The sequence below is a fragment of the Streptomyces sp. NPDC088766 genome (assembly GCF_044750845.1).
Classification (GTDB): Bacteria; Actinomycetota; Actinomycetes; order Streptomycetales; family Streptomycetaceae; genus Streptomyces.
The window spans coordinates 1-18997 of the sequence record NZ_JBIVKQ010000003.1 but is presented as its reverse complement, the minus strand read 5'-3'; the positions used below and the strand labels follow the sequence as shown (position 1 = coordinate 18997).

Genomic DNA, 18997 nt, shown 5'->3' with positions numbered 1-18997 from the left:
TGTGTGTACGACAGTGTCGCACACGGTGTTGCGTGCCCCCAACGGGATTCGAACCCGTGCTACCGCCTTGAAAGGGCGGCGTCCTAGGCCGCTAGACGATGAGGGCTATCGGCCCGCCTGGGCGCTTCGCAGCGCGTCGGGGACGTGAGAAGCATATGGGATGGCAGGAGGTATCGCCAAAACGGTTCAGGGCCGGGGCCGGGAGCCGGACGGCGTGGGGGTCGTGGGAGCCGGGGTCGGGGCGGGCGACGACGGTGTGGGCGTCGGGGAGGCGCCCGGCTGGTTCTCCTTGGGGAGGTGGCGGCTGACCTCGGCCGTCGTCAGGCCAAGGCCGCCCAGTTTGATCTCGTCCCAGGCCTGGAGGCGGCGGGAGTCGCGGTCGAAGTAGAGGATCGACGCCTCGATGGGGTCGGGGTACTCGCCCTCGACGGCGCGCAGTCCGCTGCCGCCCGTGGAGCCTTCGACGCGCAGCCGGGTGCCCTTGTCGAGGATCTCCATCCCGGCGCGGTGGAGGTGGCCGGCCAGGACCATCGGGACCTCGCCGTCGGTGCGGCGGGCGGCGGAGGGCTCGTGGGCGATGGCCACGTCCACGGGGGTGCCGGCGGCCCGCTGGGCGCGGAGCGCCCGTGCGAGGCGGTCGCCCGCCGCCTCCTGGGTCCCCTCGGCGCCCGGCACGGTGGAGCGGTCGGGGGTGAACTGGGGGTCGCCGATGCCGGCGAAGCGCAGCCCCGCGAGGGTCACGGCCCGGCCGTCGTCCAGGACCTGGACGTTCTTCGTCTTCTCCAGGTAGGCCTGGGTGGTCGTGGAGTCGTGGTTGCCGCGGACCCAGACGTAGGGGGCGCCGAGGTCGGCGACGGGGTCGAGGAAGCCGTTCTCGGCGGCCGTGCCGTGGTCCATGGTGTCGCCGGAGTCGACGATCACGTCGACCTTGTACTGCTGCACCAGCGAGGCGATGATCTTCCAGCTCGCGGGGTTGAGGTGGATGTCGGAGACGTGCAGGACGCGCACGGTGGTGGGGTCGGGCTGGTAGGCGGGGAGGGTGGAGGTGACGTCGTAGAGCTTGGTCACGTTGGTGACCAGGCGGGCCAGTTCCTGCTGGTAGACGTCGAACTCGGTGACGATGCTGCGGGCGTTGCCGACGACCGAGGGGGCGGAGGAGAGCAGGCCCGAGAAGCGGGGTTCGAGGACCGACTCGGGCCTCCAGGTGGCGTAGGCGGTGGCGCCGGAGGCGGTGAGCAGGGCCAGTGCCAGGCCGCCGGCGGCGAGGGCGCGGCGGGGGCGGCGGTAGACGGCGAGGCCGAGCGCGGTGGCGCCGGCGACGACGGCGACGCAGGAGCGTACGGCGAGGTCGAGGGTGCCGCGTTCGATGTCCTCGGTGACCTCGTCCTGGAGTCCGGAGAGGCGTTCGGGATGGTCGACGAGGGCCTGGGAGCGTTCGGGGTCGAGCTGGTCGACGTTGACGTCCAGGCGCACGGGGGCGATGTGGCTGTCGAGGTGGAGGGCGCCGAGCGGGGAGATGTTGATCTTCGTGCCGCCGTCGAGGGCGGGGCGCAGCGTCATCGTGGTGTTCATGGGGCCGACGGGCACCCGGACGTTCCCGACGACCAGCAGTCCGAGCCAGGCGCCCAGCAGGACGACCGCGGTGAGGCCGAGGGCGCGGATCCAGGGGCGGGGCCGGGCGGCGAGTTCGGGGACGGGGCCGCCGGGGCGGCGGGCGGTGCGGAGACGGTTCATGTTCATGGTGTGCAGGGCTGCGGCGGGGACACGGACGCGGGCCATTGGTCGCGTATGCCCAGGTCTGCGTCCGGACATGCGGACTCACCCACCGTACGGCGCTGTCGTGCCGGAGAATGGGCCCCGTGCTGGAGATGACGCGCGAGGAGTTCGAGGAACTGGTCGCCGAGGCGCTGGACCGGATCCCGCCGGAGCTGACGCGGCTGATGGACAACGTCGCCGTGTTCGTCGAGGACGAGCCGCCGGCGGACGATCCCGAGCTTCTCGGGCTGTACGAGGGGACCCCGCTGACGGAACGCGGCGAGTGGTACGCGGGCGTGCTGCCGGACCGGATCACCATTTACCGGGGGCCGACCCTGCGGATGTGCGGGACGCGGGAGGAGGTCGTCGAGGAGACCGAGGTGACGGTGGTGCACGAGATCGCTCACCACTTCGGGATCGACGACGCCCGGCTGCACGCGCTCGGGTACGGCTGAGCCGTCGGCGTGGCGAGGCGCGTGTCTTCCGGCGGGCGGCGGGAGTTGGGGGTGTGACTCCTGCGTCTGCCCCCGGAGGTGGCCCCGTGCGCCCCTTGTACGTACCCGTTCGCCTGGCCGTCACGGTGCTCGCCGTCGCCGCGGCCGCCGGCTGCATGAGCGTGGGTGACGAGGAGGGGGACCGGGCCCGGCCCTCGCACTCGGCGGGGGAGCGCGGCGGTGACGCGCCGGAGGGCGGGCCCGGCGGCCGGACCGGCGGGCACTGGTCCGGCGCGGGTGCCGGCGGCGGGCGCGGGGACGGCGGGGACGGGACGAAGGGCGGCCCCGACGGGTCCGGTTCCCCTGCGGCCTCGCCGTCGGCCGGGCGGAGCGTGGCGGCCTCGAAGGGGCCCGGACCCGGCCGGAGCGAACGGCCGGGGATGCCGCAGCCGCCGCGGGACGAGCCCACGCCGACGCATTCGGCGGACCCGGAGCCGCCGTCGTCGCCGGAGCCTCCCGCGTCACCGTCGCCGGAGCCGACGGCGGCCGAGCCGTCCGCGTCGGCGGACGCGGAGCCGGTGCCGCAGCTGGTCGAGCGGGAACCGGCGCCGGAGGCCGGGGCGCCGGCGTAGATGCCGTACAGTGGTGTGCGACCCACGTCTACGCAGACCGGTTTGCCTTCAGGGGTACGGGGTGCGTATGGTGTTAGATCGTTTGATCCCATTTGCCCGGCGCCACCACAGAGCGCGCCGTGTGGCGCGTACTCTCCCTTACCGTGACGGACCGCATTGAGGCGGTCGAATGCGAACACGGAGTTGACGGGCGCGTGCCGACGAGACTCCGGAAGGTTTCGCATTCGCATGTCCATTTCCCGTACTGATCACGCCGTCGTGTCCGAGAACAGCGAGGCGGTCGAGGCCGTCGAGGTCACCGCGACCGTCGAGGCCGACGAGGTCACCACGACCGTCGAGGCTGTCGAGGCCGACAAGGCGCCCGAGCTGTCCTTCGCGGACCTGGGGCTGCCCGAGGGCGTCGTGCGCAAGCTCGCCCAGAACGGCGTGACCTCCCCCTTCCCGATCCAGGCGGCGACCATCCCGGACGCCCTGGCCGGCAAGGACATCCTCGGCCGCGGCCGCACCGGCTCCGGCAAGACCCTCTCCTTCGGTCTGCCGACGCTGGCCACGCTGGCCGGCGGCCACACCGAGAAGCGCAAGCCGCGCGCCGTCATCCTCACCCCGACCCGCGAGCTGGCGATGCAGGTCGCCGACGCGCTCCAGCCGTACGGCGACGTCCTCGGCCTGAAGATGAAGGTCGTCTGCGGCGGCACGTCGATGAGCAACCAGATCTACGCCCTCGAGCGCGGTGTCGACATCCTCGTCGCCACGCCGGGCCGACTGCGCGACATCATCAACCGCGGCGCCTGCTCCCTGGAGAACGTCGAGGTCACCGTCCTCGACGAGGCCGACCAGATGTCGGACCTGGGCTTCCTGCCCGAGGTCACCGAGCTGCTCGACCAGGTCCCGCAGGGCGGTCAGCGCATGCTGTTCTCGGCCACGATGGAGAACGAGATCTCCACGCTGGTCAAGCGCTACCTGAACAACCCCGTCACGCACGAGGTCGACAGCGCCCAGGGCAACGTGACGACCATGTCGCACCACATCCTGATCGTGAAGCCCAAGGACAAGGCGCCGGTCACCGCCGCGATCGCCTCCCGCAAGGGCCGCACCATCATCTTCGTGCGCACCCAGCTCGGCGCCGACCGGATCGCCGAGCAGCTGCGCGAAGCCGGTGTGAAGGCCGACGCGCTGCACGGCGGCATGACCCAGGGCGCGCGCACCCGCACGCTGGCCGACTTCAAGGACGGTTACGTCAACGCGCTCGTCGCGACCGACGTCGCCGCCCGCGGCATCCACGTCGACGGCATCGACCTGGTCCTCAACGTGGACCCGGCCGGCGACCACAAGGACTACCTGCACCGCGCCGGCCGCACGGCCCGCGCCGGCCGCACCGGCACCGTGGTCTCGCTCTCGCTGCCGCACCAGCGCCGCCAGATCTTCCGCCTGATGGAGGACGCGGGCGTCGACGCCGGGCGTCACATCATCCAGGGCGGTACGGCCTTCGAGCCGGAGGTCGCCGAGATCACCGGCGCCCGTTCGATGACCGAGGTCCAGGCCGAGTCGGCGGGCAACGCCGCGCAGCAGGCCGAGCGCGAGGTCGCCGAGCTGGCCAGGGAGCTGGAGCGGGCGCAGCGGCGCGCGAGCGAGCTGCGCGAGGAGGCCGACCGGCTGGTCGCGCGGGTGGCCCGCGAGCGCGGCGAGGACCCGGAGACGGCGATCGCCGAGGCGCAGGCCGTGGTGGCCGGCACCGGCGAGACCGCCGGGACGGCCGGGGCGGAGGCCCTGACCGAGGTGTCCGTGCCGGCGCAGCCCGTCGCGCGGGACGCCGACCGCCCCGTCCGCGAGGAGCGTCCGGTGACCTCGTCGTCGTACGAGCGCCGTGAGCGGCGGGACGACCGCGGTGACCGCGGTGACCGGGGTGGCTTCAACCGGGACCGTGACGACCGTGGTGGCCGTTCCTTCAACCGTGACGACCGCGGTGGGCGTCCGTTCGAGCGCCGTGACGACCGTGGTGGCCGTTCGTTCAACCGTGACGACCGGGGTGGGCGTCCGTTCGAGCGCCGCGACGACCGCGGTGGCTTCAACCGCGACCGTGACGACCGTGGCGGCCGTTCCTTCGAGCGCCGTGACGACCGCGGTGACCGGGGTGGCTTCAACCGGGACCGTGACGACCGTGGTGGCCGTTCCTTCAACCGTGACGACCGTGGTGGCCGTTCCTTCAACCGTGACGACCGTGGTGGCCGTTCCTTCGAGCGCCGTGACGACCGCGGTGACCGGGGCGGTTTCAACCGGGACCGTGACGACCGTGGTGGCCGTTCGTTCAACCGTGACGACCGTGGTGGGCGTCCGTTCGAGCGCCGTGACGACCGCGGCGGCTTCCGCCGCGACGAGCGCGGTGGGCACCGGGGCAGCGACCGCCCGTTCAACCGCGACCGCCGCGACGACCGTCCGGGCACCGGCTTCCGCGCCGGCGGCCACGACCGGCCGAGCGCCCGCCGCGACGACCACCGTGGCACCGGCACCGGCGGCGGCTCCTTCGGGCGCCGTGACGACAAGCCGCGCTGGAAGCGCAACGGCTGACGCCGACCCGGCCGGCTGACCGCCGATCGCCATCGCATCGATCGCATCGATCGCATCAGGGGAAGGGCCCGTACGACTCCGGTCGTACGGGCCCTTCCCCGTGTCCGAGGAGGGAGCGGACCCCCCGTTTTCCTGTCGCCGCCCCGGAGCCGGTCGTCGGCATCGCCTTGCCCGGCATGGACAGAGCGGCCGGAGGGGGAGAACCGCCGCCGTGCCGTTCTCGTACCCCCTGGGGAAGGGCCCTCGGCCCGGCGTGCCCGGATCACACTCGCTTCCGCGAACCTCGTCGCCCTCGGCGCGGGCCCCCTCGGAACTGCGGCCCCACGGGCGCGGCGGGCGTGTTCGACCGTACGGCGAAGAAGAACGCCACCGTGCCGTCGGGGCCGGTGCTCGTCGGCGTGGGCGACATCACCGGGGACGGGAAGGCCGACCTGGTGGCACGGGACACCGCGGGCGTGCTGTGGCGGATGCCCGGGACCGGCAAGGGCACCTTCTCCGCACGGGTGAGGACCGCCACCGGCTGGCAGGGCTGCAAGGGCCTCTTCTGACGGATCCTCCGGGACCCGCAGGGGTTCTTTCTGGCCAAGTTGTGACGTGTGTCACGCCCCCGGCGAGGGAATTGCTGGGAGCATGACAGATGACGGCACGGCGGCCGGCCTCTCGGACGAGGAACGGCTGGCCCAGCTCGGATACACGCAGGTTCTCGCGCGCCGGATGTCGGCGTTCTCCAACTACGCGGTCTCCTTCACGATCATCTCGGTCCTGTCGGGCTGCCTGACGCTGTACCTGTTCGGCATGAACACCGGCGGCCCCGCCGTGATCACCTGGGGCTGGGTCGCGGTCGGCCTGATGACCCTGTTCGTCGGGCTGTCGATGGCCGAGATCTGCTCGGCCTACCCCACCTCGGCCGGACTGTACTTCTGGGCCCACCGGCTGGCGCCGCCCCGCAGCGCGGCCGCCTGGGCCTGGTTCACGGGCTGGTTCAACGTGCTCGGCCAGGTCGCCGTGACGGCCGGCATCGACTTCGGCGCCGCGTCCTTCCTCGGTGCCTGGCTCAATCTCCAGTTCGACTTCGAGGTCACGCCCGGCCGGACGATCCTGCTGTTCGCGGGGATCCTCGTGCTGCACGGCCTGCTCAACACCTTCGGGGTGCGGATCGTCGCGCTCCTCAACAGCGTGAGCGTGTGGTGGCACGTCCTCGGTGTGGCCGTGATCGTCGGCGCGCTGACCTTCGTACCGGACGACCACCGGTCGGCGTCCTTCGTCTTCGGCGAGTTCGTCAACAACACCGGCTGGGGCAGCGGCGTCTACGTCGTCGCCCTCGGCCTGCTGATGGCCCAGTACACCTTCACCGGATACGACGCCTCCGCCCACATGACCGAGGAGACCCACGACGCGTCGACCGCGGGCCCCCGGGGCATCGTGCGGTCCATCTGGACCTCGTGGATAGCGGGCTTCGTCCTGCTCCTCGGCTTCACCTTCGCCATCCAGTCCTACGACGGCGCCCTCGGCTCCCCGACCGGCGCCCCGCCCGCCCAGATCCTCCTCGACGCACTCGGCGCCACGGCGGGCAAGCTGCTGCTCCTCGTCGTGATCGGCGCGCAGCTGTTCTGCGGGATGGCCTCCGTCACCGCCAACAGCCGCATGATCTACGCCTTCTCCCGCGACGGGGCCCTGCCCTTCTCGCGGCTCTGGCGCACCGTCAGCCCGCGCACCCGGACCCCCGTGGCGGCGGTCTGGCTCGCGGCCGGCGGCGCGCTGCTGCTGGGCCTGCCCTACCTCATCAACGTCACGGCCTACGCGGCCGTCACCTCCATCGCCGTCATCGGCCTCTACATCGCCTACGTCATCCCGACCCTGCTGCGGCTGCGCAAGGGCGACGACTTCGCCCGCGGCCCCTGGCACCTGGGCCGGTGGTCCCGGACGATCGGCGTGATCTCCGTCGTCTGGGTGGGCGTCATCACCGTCCTGTTCATGCTCCCCCAGGTCTCCCCGGTGACCTCGGAGACCTTCAACTACGCCCCGGTGGCCGTCCTGGTCGTCCTCGGCTTCGCGGCCGTGTGGTGGTTCGCCTCGGCGCGGCACTGGTTCCTCAGCCCCACCGGCGGTCGGGCGGTTCCCCGCGAGGCGGCGGGGGCGACGGCGGAGCCGGTCGATCCGTGACCGGTCTTCGCCGCCCGGCGCGGCCGTGTCCCGATACCCGATCGGCGACACGGCCACGTCCGGCTATGCTCGGGGAGGCAACATCGCCTGGGCCCTTAGCTCAATTGGCAGAGCAGTGGACTTTTAATCCATTGGTTGTGGGTTCGAGTCCCACAGGGCCTACCGGCGCGGGGGAGGGTTCGTCCCCTCTGACCTGCTGTGCAGCGTCCGGGTCGGCTTCGGTCGGCTCGGGCGCTGTCTCGTTGTGGGGCCCATGCGCGAGCGACGCGTGAGCGGACGTGTCCGTGGCTCGCGGAACGTGGTGGGGCGCGGGCCCGGTGGATGACCGGCGGGGAGCGGTGGGCGAGGTGCCCCACTGAGTGGCCCGTCTGCCGGGGATGTCTCCACGAACCTTCGGCAGGCGGTGCGCCCGGCTCGGGAGGGTCTGCCCGGCGCCACTTTTCCGGTGGCCGGCGGCGTACGGTGAAAGTACCGAGGGCAGCACGCACTCCGACCGCCCTGTCGGGTCGTCCTCGGCGAGAGACGAACCCCGGGCCGCCCGAGCGGACGGTGCGCAGACGGGTCGGCGTCACGTCCGCCGCGGTCACGGAGACTTCGGGGTCCCTTCCGGTCGTCGTGCTCTGCTGCCGAGGGTCGGCGTGACGGTCGTGCAGCGGCCGGACATCCACCGGCGTGACCGGGGAGCGGGCCCTCGTCACGCTCGCCGGTGCGATCGGGCCGGCCACGGCTCCCCTGCTGCGGGCCGCGCCGGAGCAGGGCCTGCGCGACGGCGTGACCGCCGTCGACGTCGATCTCGCCACCGTCGGATCCTGCGACTCCAAGGGCCTGGACGTCTCCCTGACGGCGTCGCGACGGGGGACTCCCGCACACCGCCCGCCGAAGGCACGCCACCGGACGACGTGCACACGTACCGGATGCCGCACGCGTGGCTGAGCCCCACGCCGGAGGCCGGCCACGGCCCGCCGGACGGAGCGGCATGCCGCCACCCCGGAGTGCGGCACCGCGGGGCGCCTGGAGCCGCTGGTCGTCCCGCCCGACGAGCCGGCGGGAACAGCCGGCCGGCTGCCGGCGGCCGCCGCCGGTCCCTGGAACACGCGGTCGGCCCAGCGCGTCCTGGAACACGGCGAGGACGGCTTCGGCCAGGAGAGCGCCGGGGGGCGGAACGGCCCATGATGGAGTGATGCGACAGGCACCTCTTCCGTGCACCACGGCCGCCGCCCGGATCCGAGCGGATCACGTCGGGTGAGCGGATGACGGCCGGACCGCGTGCGGACCGCTCGGAGAGCTTCGGGGAAGCGCTTCTGGGGATGGTGCTCGATCGCGCGCACGAGCTTCCTCCCCACCTCATCGGCCCACTGGTCGCCGACACGATGGAGCGGCTGGGGGGCCGCCGTCCGCAGGTCCTGCTGCAGGACTACGGCCAGCTGCTGCTCGTACCCCTGCCCGGCAAGGGCCTCGCGGACGGGGACCCTCAGACGATCGACGATTCCGCCGCGGGCCGGTGCTTCCTCGACGCGCTGCCCGTGGAACTGCCCGAGGACGACGGCGTACGGGTCCACCTGCCGCTGCTGGACGGCGGCGACCAGGTGGGCGTCATGGCCGTGACGCTGGACCGGGTCGACGAAGAGGACCGCCGCATGCTGCGCCGGCTCTCCGCGCTGGTGGCCGATCTGCTGGTGACCAAGCACGGATATTCCGACCTGTTCTTCCGTACCCGACGCCGTCAGCCGATGAGCGTGGCCGCCGAGATCCAGTGGTCGCTGCTGCCGCCCCTGGCCATGGTCATGCCGACGGTGGCGGTGGCCGGGGTGCTGGAACCCGCGTACGACGTCGCGGGGGACAGCTTCGACTACGCGCTCAACGGCGACGTCCTCCACCTGGCCATGATCGACGCGATGGGGCACGGACTCAGCGCCGCCACCATGGCCACCGTGGCCATCGGCGCCTACCGCCACGCCCGCCGCCTCGACACCGGCCTGAGAGAGATCTACGCCTTCATGGACGACGCCGTGGCGAAGCAGTTCGGCGCCGACCACTTCGTCACCGCGCAGATGATGCGGCTGGACACGAGGACGGGCCACCTGCAGTGGGTGAACGCCGGCCACCCCGCGCCGATACTCGTCCGCGACCACCGTGTCACGCGCCGGCTGGTCGGGCCGACGACCCTGCCGGTGGGCCTGGGCGGTGCGGAGCCGGAGCTCAATGAGCTGGGTCTGGAGCGTGGAGATCGCGTCCTGTGCTTCACCGACGGGCTGATCGAGGAGCACACGGCGGGCGGGGAGCAGTTCGGAGAGAACCAGCTGGTCCGGCTGGTGAACGGGCTGGAGAGGACCGGCCGCGGGGTCCGCGCGGTGGCGCGTGCCCTGTCGCACACCCTCAAGCGGGCGCGGGGCGGGCACACCACGGACGACGCCACGCTGCTCCTGGTGGAGTGGCGCGGCTGACCGCACCACCGGGCCTGTCCCCGCGCGGGGCGACCGATCGGCCCGAAGCCGTCCGCCCGCGCCGCCCGTGTCGACGACGATCCGCGCCGGGAGCCCCTCCCGGGCCGCGGTGGCGGGTGCCGGTCGTGGAACTGCCCTTCACCGAGGCGCTCGCCCTGGTCCGCACCGGCGGGATCGCCGACGCGAAGACCATCATGCTGCTCCAATGGGCGGCGCTGGACGGGCCGTTCGGCCCGAGCCGGCCGGCGGGAGAGAGCCGGGCGCGTCCCGGCTCGTGAGTTCGGCGAGTTCGGTGAGTTCGGTGAGTTCGGTGAGTTCGGCCAGGGGCAGCGTGTGCCGGGTCGTCAGGACCTTGGCCCGCAGGTAGCGCACGTTGTGCTCGGTGGTGAAGACGCCGGTGGGCACGCGGTCGCGGACGCCGACGCCCCGTCCGCGGAGCTGCTCGGCCTTGTCGGGGTTGTTGGACAGCAGGTCCAGCTCCGTGACGCCAAGGGCGCGCAGCATCTGGGCGGCGGCGGTGTAGTCGCGGGCGTCCTCCGGCAGCCCGAGCGCGGCGTTCGCCTCGTAGGTGTCGAGGCCCTGGTCCTGGAGGGCGTACGCGTCGAGCTTGTTGTAGAGGCCGATGCCGCGGCCCTCCTGGCGCAGGTAGAGCAGGATTCCGCCGCGGTCGGCGATGCGCTCGACCGCCTCGCGCAGCTGCGGGCCGCAGTCGCAGCGGGCGGATCCGAGGACGTCGCCGGTCAGGCACTCGGAGTGCAGCCGGACGAGCGGGACGGGGCCGGGATCGCCGAGGACGACGGCGACGTGCTCCTGGCCGTCGGCGAGGCCGTGGAAGGTGACGAGTTCGGCGTCCACCGAGTAGCCGTCGTGGAAGCGCAGCGGTACCCGGACGCGGGCACGCTGGGTGGCGGCGGGGGTGTCGAGCATGCGGGTTCTCCGGGTCCGGGGGCGGTGCACACGTCTTCTGCTTCAGATTTGAAGCAGATCTACGGTTCGTGACCCTACCTCATGCTTGAAATTTGAAGCAATGGGATGGTGTGGTGGCTCACGGACGGAGCCGTCGGCTCACGAGGTCCCGGAGCAGGGCGAGGAACGCCGGCGCCACGGCGGATCCTCGGGCGCGGCCTCGCCGCCGCCTCCCTGGAGACCTCGCGCGACCTGCGTGAAGATCTCCTCCAGCTGCCCCACCTGTTCGGGCGTGAGCCGGTCGAAGAGCAGGCCGCGCACGGTCTCGACGTGGCCGGGCGCCGCGCTCTCCAGGACCGCCATGCCCTCGTCCGTCAGGACCGCGACACTTCCCCGCTTGTCCGACCGGCAGTCCTCGCGCCGCACCAGCCCGTCCTTCTCGAGCCGCGTCACGGCGTACGTCAGCCTGCTGCGGGTGGCCTTCAGGTGCTCCGCCAGGTCGGTCATGCGCAGCCGCCGCTCCGGCGCCTCGGAGAGGTGGGCGAGGATGGAGTAGTAGGCGTGGGGCATGCCGGCCTCCTGCTGGAGCTGCCGGTCGATCGCGTCCTCCAGGAGGAGGTATCCGGCGATGTACGCGCGCCAGGCGCGCTGCTCCTCGGGGGAGAGCCAGCGGGTCGTCATGCGGCCAGTGTAGTTTTGTTTCAAACTTGAACCAAGCTGTGCCGTGCCGCGGCTCTCGCACCGAGCCCCGCCGCCCGTCGCCCGCCGGGCGGCGGGGCGAGCCCTGCCGTGCCGCCGGGCCCGGTCCCCGTCCCCGCCCCGCCCCCGTCCGTTCACCGACCCCGATCCCGGAGAGACCCGCGCCGATGCCGTACCCGTACGTCCTGCTGTCCGCCGCCGTCTCGCTCGACGGCTACCTCGACGACACCGGCCCCGACCGGCTGCTGCTGTCCGGCCCGGCCGACTTCGACCGGGTCGACGAGGTGCGGGCCTCCGTCGACGCCATCCTGGTCGGGGCCGGCACGATCCGCGCCGACAATCCGCGCCTGCTGGTCAACTCGCCCGCCCGCCGCGCCGCCCGGGTGGCCGCCGGGAAGCCGGAGTACCCCCTCAAGATCACGGTCAGCGGGACCGGTGAGCTGGACCCGGCGGCGCGGTTCTGGCACACCGGCGGGGAGAAGGTCCTCTTCACGACCGACGCCGGTGCGGACCGCGCCCGTGCCCTCGGCCTCGCGGCGGACGTCGTCCCGCTGGGCCCCGGCCTCGACTGGCGCCGGCTCCTGGAACACCTCCACGACGTGCGGGGCGTACGGCGCCTCATGGTCGAGGGCGGCGGCACGATCCACACCCAGCTCCTCCAGGAGGGCCTCGCCGACGAACTCCAGCTCGTCCTGGCCCCCCTGTTCGTGGGCGACCCGCACGCACCCCGGCTGTTCGGCCCCGGCGGCTACCAGGGCGGGCGCCTGCGGCTGACGGGGACCCGGCGCATCGAGGACGTGGTCCTCATGTCGTACGAGCCCACCGCACCCGGTACCGGGCTGCTCCCCGCCGCAGCCGACCGGCACTGGCTGGCCCTCGCCTGCGGGCTGGCCGCCGCCTGTCCGCCGTCGCGGACCGCGTTCAGCGTCGGCGCGGTCGTGGTGGCGGCCGACGGTACGGAGCTGGCGCGCGGCCACTCCCGCGAGGCGGGCGACCCCGTCGTCCACGCCGAGGAGGCGGCCCTCGCCAAGACCGACCCCGCCGACCCCCGGCTGGCCGGCGCGACCGTCTACAGCAGCCTGGAACCCTGCGCCCGGCGCTCCTCCCGGCCGGCCCCGTGCGCCCGTCTGATCCTCGACGCGGGCGTGCGCCGGGTCGTGACGGCCTGGCGGGAGCCGGACACCTTCGTCGCCGACGCCGACGGGAGCGGCCTGCTGGCCGCCGCGGGCGCGGACGTCGTCGTCCTTCCCGAGTACGAGGAGCGGGCGAAGGCGCCCAACGGCCATCTGCTCCGCCGGACCCCCTGACCGGTCCCCCGGGTCCGACCGTGGTTCTGGGCGTCCCCCGCATGGCGTAGACTGGTGTCACACCGACGCGGGGTGGAGCAGCTCGGTAGCTCGCTGGGCTCATAACCCAGAGGTCGCAGGTTCAAATCCTGTCCCCGCTACTCAATGCCGAGGGCCGGAATCCCGATCAAGGGATTCCGGCCCTCGGTGCGTCAGGGCGACCCTTCCCGTCACGTACGGTCAACGCGTCGGAGCCCTGCGCACAACATCTGAGACACCGTCAAAAACCCGGTGACCCCTGAACCGTTCGGGCGGCCGGTCAACTCGCCCGTTTTTCACCGCTCCTGGGCTGAAAGTCCAGGCCATGAATGTTGTTGATCAAGCCGAACGGCTTGGAATCCCGCCCCCGCGTCTATTAACGTTCGATAACGCAGCGCGGTCGTCCCAGCCGTCACAAGAGGCGGCTCCGTGCGCACGCGCCGAATCCCGCAAGGGAACCGGGGAACCACCAACTTGGGGTGAATCACGCGGAAGCCGCCGTACAGTCACGGCCGGTATACGCGCGTAGGAGACCTTCCCGCTCCGAACCCGTCAGCTAACCCGGTAGGCGACGGAAGGAAAGGAGTACGCCCGCGTGGCGTCCAACCGGCCTGCCCCAGAAGCCCCCGCCGTGCCCGGCCAGCAGACCTTCGGCTACGGCACCTACCGCACCGACGAGGGCCCCTGGGAGGAATGGAACCCCACCGCGGACTCCATTCGTCCGGTGCGCGGCAAGCACCGCGTCGCCAAGCAGCGCGGCGGACTCGCCCGCAGCTCCACCGTTCTCGGCGTCGGCGTCATAGCCGCCGTCGGCGGCGCGGGCATGGCCAGCGCCAACACCGGCAAGTCGCCCGTCTCCATCTCCATGCCCGACCTCCCCTCGGTGGGTTCCCTCATCTCGGACGACGACACCCCCGAGGAGACGGCGCCCGCTCTCAGCACCTTCGGCGCCTTCGGTACCGAGGCCGTCGCCGCCGACAGCGCCGACAGCGGTGCCGACGCCGGAGAGGCGCTGCGCAACCGGATCATGGCGCAGGCCGAGTCGCAGCAGACCCAGGTCGAGACCAAGGCGCAGGAGGCCGCCGAGGCCGCCGCGGCCAAGGCAGCCGCCGAGGCCGCAGCCAAGGCCGAGAAGGAGGCCGCGGCCAAGGCCGAGGCCGCCAAGAAGAAGGCCGCCGAGGAAGCCGCCAAGAAGGCGGAGGCCGAGCGCCTCGCCGAACTGGCCAAGCAGTACGCGCTGCCGACCTCCTCGTACACGATCACCTCGACCTTCGGTCAGGCCGGCGCCTACTGGTCCTCCGGGTACCACACCGGCCTCGACTTCGCCGCCCCCACCGGCACGCTCATCAAGGCCGTGCACAGCGGCACCATCACCTCCGCCGGCTGGGACGGGTCGTACGGGTACAAGACCGTGCTCACCCTCGAGGACGGCACCGAGATCTGGTACGCCCACCAGTCCTCCATCGGCGTCAGCGTCGGCCAGAAGGTCGCCACCGGCGACGTCATCGGCCGCGTCGGCGCCACGGGCAACGTCACCGGGGCCCACCTCCACCTGGAGGTCCACCCCGGCGGCAGCAGCACCGGCATCGACCCGGCCGCCTGGCTCCGGGACAAGGGGATCAACCCCTGAGACGCCGCCGGAGATGCTCCCCGGCGACCCGGACTCCCGCCGGGTGCCCCTGAGAGCCTCCTCGGGACCCCTGCCGGTCCCTGAGAGTCTCCTCGGGGTCCTGCCCGGACTCCCGAGGTCTTCCGGGAAGTGTCACGGGGGTCGGTGAGGTCTACGCCCGGATGTTTCCCGGATGTTCGTGAACCCTGGCCGGAGGTGCGGAACGCGCGCCTCCGGCCAGGGCGTTCTCATCGGGCATGACTTCTCTGCGCAAGCTCGGCTCCTTTGACCTCGAGGTCCTCCCGCTCGCCCTCGGCGGCAACGTCTTCGGCCGGACCGCTGTCCCGCCGCTCAGGACCGGTACGGGGCGGAGCGGGTGTACGGGTACGGGGCGGGCGAGGCCTGCGGGTGGGGCACGGTGTGCGGAGGGGAGGCGTACCCGGGATACCCGTAGTACCCGGACGGCGGGTGCGCCGCCCCCGGCGGGAACCCGTACCCCCCGTACGTGCCGTACCCCCCGTAGACCGGCAGCGGCACCGGAGCCGCCAGCCGGGACGCGTGCTCCAGCGCCGGCCTGGCCACCTCCCTGCGCCGCCACAGCTCGTTCAGCAACTCCCGTTCCCGTACGACGAAGTCGGCGCCGCCCCGCCCGTGCCGCCCGCGGTGCCGCAGGAACGCGAGAGACGTGGCGTAGGCCTCGTACTGCGCCACCTCCCGCGCCGCGGGCCTGCCGAGGTGCCGTCGGGCGTACTGCCGGGCCAGCCTGCGGGCCCGCATCGAGCCGAGGGCGTAGGGCTCGGCCGGGCCGAGCCAGCCGGCGGCCGTGTACGCGGGCAGCTCGTCGCGCACGGTGCCCAGCTCGCGCTGGCGCGTCCACACCACCAGCCAGGTCAGCACTCCGAACGCGGGCACCATGAACGCCCCGTACACGGCGAAGAACCCCCAGTCGCCGAAGGTCGCGGAGCCGTTCCACAGGGCGTGCATGAGCATCGCGAGCAGCAGCCCGCACAGCGGCAGCACCACGCGCCGCACGCGCTGACGCTCCCCGGACAGCGCGGCGATGCCGAAACCCAGGCCGGTCAGGACCGTGAACAGGGGATGCGCGAACGGCGACATGACGACGCGCACGAAGAACGTGGCGACGGTGACGGAGGCGATACCGCCGTCCCCGGTGAGCTGGTCGGTGCCGAAGGCGTTGCCGAGGTAGAGGATGTTCTCGGTGAACGCGAAGCCGGTGGCGGTGATCCCGGCTATCACGACCCCGTCGACGATCCCGGTGAAGTCCCGCCTGCGGAACAGGAACACGAGGAGGACGGCCGCCGCCTTGGCGGTCTCCTCGACGACCGGCGCGATCACGGTCGCGCCCAGGGTGTCGGCATGGGCCGGGTCGGCCGTCGCCGTCGCTATCCAGCGCACCGCGAAGCTGTTCGCGACGATCGCCATCAGCGCTGCCGCGCACGCGCCCCAGGAGAAGGAGAAGACCAGATTCCGCCAGGGGCCGGGTTCCACCCGGTCCAGCCAGCGGAACGCGGCTATGAGCAGGGGCACCGGAAGGATCGCCAGGCCCAGTCCGACCAGGAACCCCTCCGTGCCCGTCTGCTCGCGGACGAGGGCGACGATCACCAGTCCCGACAGGGCGAGCAGCGTGATCAGCGCGCCGTAGCGGACCCACTTGTGCTGCCACCAGTGCGCGTGCCGCAGCACACCGCCCTCGGCCGGGCCGCCGGGGTGCGGCGGGTGGGGGGGAAGCGGGGGGAACGGGGAACTGGTGGCCACGGCATCGACCCTAACGAGGGAGCGGACGGTGGTGGAGGGGATTCTGGCTGGTCAGTGATCCCGGCGACCCTCGTGCTGTACGCGGCGGAAGAGCAGATCGTTCACCACATGACCCTTGTCCAGTCCCTGACCCTCGAAACGGGTCAGCGGCCGGAAGCCGGGGCGCGGCGCGAAACCGCCGTCGGCGCGGGTGTTGGCGAAGTCGGGGTGCGCGGTGAGCACCTCGAGCATCTGCTCCGCGTACGGCTCCCAGTCGGTCGCGCAGTGCACGAGCGCGCCCGGTCTCAGCCGGGTCGCGGCGAGGCTGAGGAACTCCGGCTGGATCAGGCGCCGCTTGTGGTGGCGCTTCTTGGGCCAGGGGTCGGGGAAGTAGACGCGCAGCCCGGCGAGGGAGTCCGGGGGAAGCATCTCGCGGAGCAGGATGATCGCGTCGCCGTTGCCCACCCGGATGTTCGTCAGGCCGCCCCGGTCCGCGAGGTTGAGGAGATTGCCCTGGCCGGGGGTGTGGACGTCCACGGCGAGGATGTTCGTCCCGGTGTCGGCGGCGGCCATCTGGGCGGTCGCCTCACCCATGCCGAAGCCGATCTCCAGCACGACCGGGTTGCCGTTGCCGAACAGCTCGGCGAGGTCGACGCGGTGCCCGTCGATGTCCAGACCCCACTTCGCCCACAGCCGCTCGAGCGCCTCGGCCTGGCCCGCCGTCACCCGGCTGCGCCGCGGCTGGAAGCTCCTGATCCGCCGCTCGAAGTGCGACCCGGCGGGATCGGCCCGCGGACCGTCGGGGAAGCGCGGCTCACCCTTGGCACGGGTACGACGGACGGACTCGCCGCGGTGGTGATCACCTGGGGCGGGCCTTGCGGGTTCTGGGGCACTCAACGAATCAGACACAGTGGGCTCGATTTTACGTGCGACGGTGCAGGGGGCGGGTCGGGGCGACGGTGGAGGCGACGGGGAGACGGGGGAGGGGACGTGGGAGACGACGGGGGAGGGGAGCGAGTGGGGGCGGGGCGCCGGTACGGGTGGGCCTTGTGGGGCCGCTGGTCAGGCCGAGCCGGGCGGCGCACGCCGGGACCGCCCGTCCTCCCCACGGTGCCCGGCCGGCCCCGGCACCGTCGTGCGGTGGACGCCCGCCTACACGGGCCCCAGTGCCTCCAGCGCCCTGCGGGCCACCTCCCGGCCGATCGGCAGGGAGGCCGTCGCCGCGGGTGAGGGGGCGTTCAGCACGTGGACCGCGCGCGGGGACCGTCGTACGAGGAAGTCGTCCACCAGGGAGCCGTCCCGCCGGACGGCCTGGGCGCGGACGCCGGCAGTCGCGCGCACCAGGTCCCGCGGCTCGACCGCGGGCAGCAGACGGCGCACCTCCGCCACGAAGGCGCGCTTGGACAGGGACCGGTGCAGCTCTCCGACGCCGTGGCGCCAGTGCCGGCGGGCCAGGCGCCGGGCGCCCGGCCAGGCCGCCGTCGCGGCGGCCTCCCGCGGGCGCACGACTCCCCAGCCGTACCCCTCGCGGGCCAGGGCCGGGACCGCGTTGGGTCCGACGTGGACGCTCCCGTCCAGGCCTCGGGTGAGGTGCACGCCGAGGAACGGGAAGGCCGGGTCGGGAACCGGGTACACCAGGCCGCGCACCAGGTCGTGGCGGGCCAGCTCGTAGTACTCGCCGCGGAAGGGGACGATGCGGATCTCGGGCTCGTCCCCGGTCAGGCGGGCGATCTCGTCGCAGTGCAGACCGGCGCAGTTCACCAGGACGCGGCCGCGGACGACGTCCCCGCGCGCGGTGCGGACCGCCACCCCGCGGTCGGCGCGGCGGTCGATCCGGACGACCTGCGCGCCGTAGCGGAGCTCCGCGCCGGATGCCTCGCCGAGCTGACGGGCGACCGCGGTGAAGTCGCAGGTGCCGGTCGAGCCGACGCGGATCGCCGCGAGGCCCGTGACCTCCGGCTCGTACTCCGTGATCTGGGCGGGGCCCAGCTCGCGGACCGCGATCCCGTTCTCCCGGCCGCGCTGGGCCAGGGCGTGCAGGCGGGGCAGCTCGGCGCGGTCCGTGGCGACGATCAGCTTGCCCGTGACGGCGTGCGGGATGCCGTACTCCGCGCAGAACTTGATCATCTCGGCGGAGCCCCGGACCGCGTAGCGCGCCTTGAGGGAGCCGGGGCGGTAGTAGACGCCGCTGTGGATGACGCCGCTGTTGCGGCCCGTCTGGTGGCGGGCCGGACCCGGCTCCTTCTCCAGCACCGTCACGCGGGTGCCCGGCGCGGCGCGGCTGATCGCGTGCGCCGTCGACAGGCCGACGATGCCGCCTCCGATCACCAGCACGTCGCAGTCGTAGCCGATCGCCCGCACCTGCACCACCTCCCGGCTTCGATAGTGCACTGCGCCACTGACAGTGCCTTCAAACCCGGCCGGCGCCACCGGCGCGGTTCCAGGGCCCGTCGTCACCTTCCCGCCTGCCCCGCGACGCCGTGCACGCCTCCCCCGGAGCACGCACCTGACGCCCCAGGGCCCGCCCTCCGGGCGGACGACGGGAAGGTGACGCCAACGCCAGGGCCTAGGGCGTGTTTCGAAAGTCCCTCCCCCAGAGGGGGTGCCCCCAGCCCGGCGACGTCTGGCACGCACGCTCGCCGCGTTGTCGGGATCACCCCGATACAACCAGTATCGGGGCGACCCTCCGCCTTGCGATCGCACGCACCAG

14 protein-coding genes, 3 tRNA genes, 1 pseudogene and 1 riboswitch are annotated in these 18997 nt (G+C 72.8%); of the genes and pseudogenes, 11 read left to right on the top strand and 7 right to left on the bottom strand.

The genetic code is table 11. The annotated features are described in order from the left end of the window. Positions 1 to 33 precede the first annotated feature (33 nt). Both ACIP5W_RS05305 and ACIP5W_RS05300 read right to left on the bottom strand, forming a co-directional pair. A tRNA-Glu gene (locus ACIP5W_RS05305) sits at positions 34 to 106 on the bottom strand. A gap of 80 nt (positions 107 to 186) precedes the next feature. Next, complete coding sequence (locus tag ACIP5W_RS05300) at positions 187 to 1779, bottom strand: metallophosphoesterase (RefSeq protein WP_401467058.1); 1593 nt, start codon at positions 1777 to 1779, stop codon at positions 187 to 189. Between the two features lie 80 nt (positions 1780 to 1859). Here ACIP5W_RS05300 and ACIP5W_RS05295 point away from each other — a divergent pair, with 80 nt between their 5' ends. The 8 genes from ACIP5W_RS05295 (at position 1860) to ACIP5W_RS05260 (ending at position 9993) form a co-directional block, all read left to right on the top strand. After that, the gene (locus tag ACIP5W_RS05295) at positions 1860 to 2210 is read left to right on the top strand and encodes a metallopeptidase family protein (protein ID WP_363090824.1); all 351 of its coding nucleotides are present in this window, start codon (positions 1860 to 1862) and stop codon (positions 2208 to 2210) included. Positions 2211 to 2296: 86 nt separating this feature from the next. Beyond that, on the top strand, positions 2297 to 2821 hold the full coding sequence (locus ACIP5W_RS05290; protein ID WP_401467053.1) for a hypothetical protein: 525 nt from the start codon (positions 2297 to 2299) through the stop codon (positions 2819 to 2821). Between the two features lie 228 nt (positions 2822 to 3049). After that, positions 3050 to 5386, top strand: coding sequence for a DEAD/DEAH box helicase (locus ACIP5W_RS05285; protein ID WP_401467050.1), 2337 nt, complete (start codon positions 3050 to 3052; stop codon positions 5384 to 5386). A 338-nt stretch (positions 5387 to 5724) separates the two neighbouring features. Further along, a complete protein-coding gene (locus tag ACIP5W_RS05280) occupies positions 5725 to 5934 on the top strand; it encodes an FG-GAP repeat domain-containing protein (RefSeq protein WP_401467047.1) in 210 nt (69 codons plus the stop codon). Positions 5935 to 6016: 82 nt separating this feature from the next. Next, complete coding sequence (locus ACIP5W_RS05275; protein ID WP_401467044.1) at positions 6017 to 7549, top strand: amino acid permease; 1533 nt, start codon at positions 6017 to 6019, stop codon at positions 7547 to 7549. An 89-nt stretch (positions 7550 to 7638) separates the two neighbouring features. Beyond that, positions 7639 to 7711, top strand: a tRNA-Lys gene (locus ACIP5W_RS05270). 510 nt (positions 7712 to 8221) lie between these two features. Beyond that, a complete protein-coding gene (locus ACIP5W_RS05265; RefSeq protein ID WP_401467041.1) occupies positions 8222 to 8482 on the top strand; it encodes a hypothetical protein in 261 nt (86 codons plus the stop codon). Positions 8483 to 8799: 317 nt separating this feature from the next. Then, a complete protein-coding gene (locus ACIP5W_RS05260; protein ID WP_401467038.1) occupies positions 8800 to 9993 on the top strand; it encodes a PP2C family protein-serine/threonine phosphatase in 1194 nt (397 codons plus the stop codon). Positions 9994 to 10296: 303 nt separating this feature from the next. Here the strand turns inward: ACIP5W_RS05260 and ribA are convergent. After that, positions 10297 to 10920: pseudogene (ribA, locus tag ACIP5W_RS05255) on the bottom strand (GTP cyclohydrolase II); the annotation flags it as partial. A gap of 138 nt (positions 10921 to 11058) precedes the next feature. Then, positions 11059 to 11580 (bottom strand): MarR family winged helix-turn-helix transcriptional regulator, encoded by a 522-nt coding sequence (locus ACIP5W_RS05250; RefSeq protein ID WP_401467035.1) that lies wholly within the window; start codon positions 11578 to 11580, stop codon positions 11059 to 11061. 185 nt (positions 11581 to 11765) lie between these two features. On the opposite strand from ACIP5W_RS05250, the gene ACIP5W_RS05245 reads away from it, so the two are divergent. From ACIP5W_RS05245 to ACIP5W_RS05235, 3 genes are all read left to right on the top strand, one after another. Further along, positions 11766 to 12905: a dihydrofolate reductase family protein gene (locus ACIP5W_RS05245; protein WP_401467032.1), complete on the top strand. Its 1140-nt coding sequence runs from the start codon at positions 11766 to 11768 to the stop codon at positions 12903 to 12905. 66 nt (positions 12906 to 12971) lie between these two features. Then, positions 12972 to 13045 (top strand) — tRNA-Met (locus ACIP5W_RS05240). Between the two features lie 306 nt (positions 13046 to 13351). Then, positions 13352 to 13511, top strand: a riboswitch (cyclic di-AMP (ydaO/yuaA leader). Positions 13512 to 13518: 7 nt separating this feature from the next. Continuing rightward, positions 13519 to 14553 carry a M23 family metallopeptidase gene (locus ACIP5W_RS05235; protein WP_401467029.1) on the top strand — a complete coding sequence of 345 codons (1035 nt, stop codon included), beginning with the start codon at positions 13519 to 13521 and terminating at the stop codon, positions 14551 to 14553. A gap of 330 nt (positions 14554 to 14883) precedes the next feature. Here ACIP5W_RS05235 and ACIP5W_RS05230 read toward each other — a convergent pair whose 3' ends face one another. The 3 genes from ACIP5W_RS05230 to lhgO form a co-directional block, all read right to left on the bottom strand. Beyond that, positions 14884 to 16308 carry a PrsW family intramembrane metalloprotease gene (locus ACIP5W_RS05230; RefSeq protein WP_401467026.1) on the bottom strand — a complete coding sequence of 475 codons (1425 nt, stop codon included), beginning with the start codon at positions 16306 to 16308 and terminating at the stop codon, positions 14884 to 14886. Positions 16309 to 16359: 51 nt separating this feature from the next. Further along, positions 16360 to 17196: a tRNA (guanosine(46)-N7)-methyltransferase TrmB gene (gene trmB, locus ACIP5W_RS05225; protein WP_401467023.1), complete on the bottom strand. Its 837-nt coding sequence runs from the start codon at positions 17194 to 17196 to the stop codon at positions 16360 to 16362. Positions 17197 to 17439: 243 nt separating this feature from the next. Next, positions 17440 to 18678: an L-2-hydroxyglutarate oxidase gene (gene lhgO / locus ACIP5W_RS05220; protein ID WP_401467020.1), complete on the bottom strand. Its 1239-nt coding sequence runs from the start codon at positions 18676 to 18678 to the stop codon at positions 17440 to 17442. Positions 18679 to 18997 lie beyond the last annotated feature (319 nt).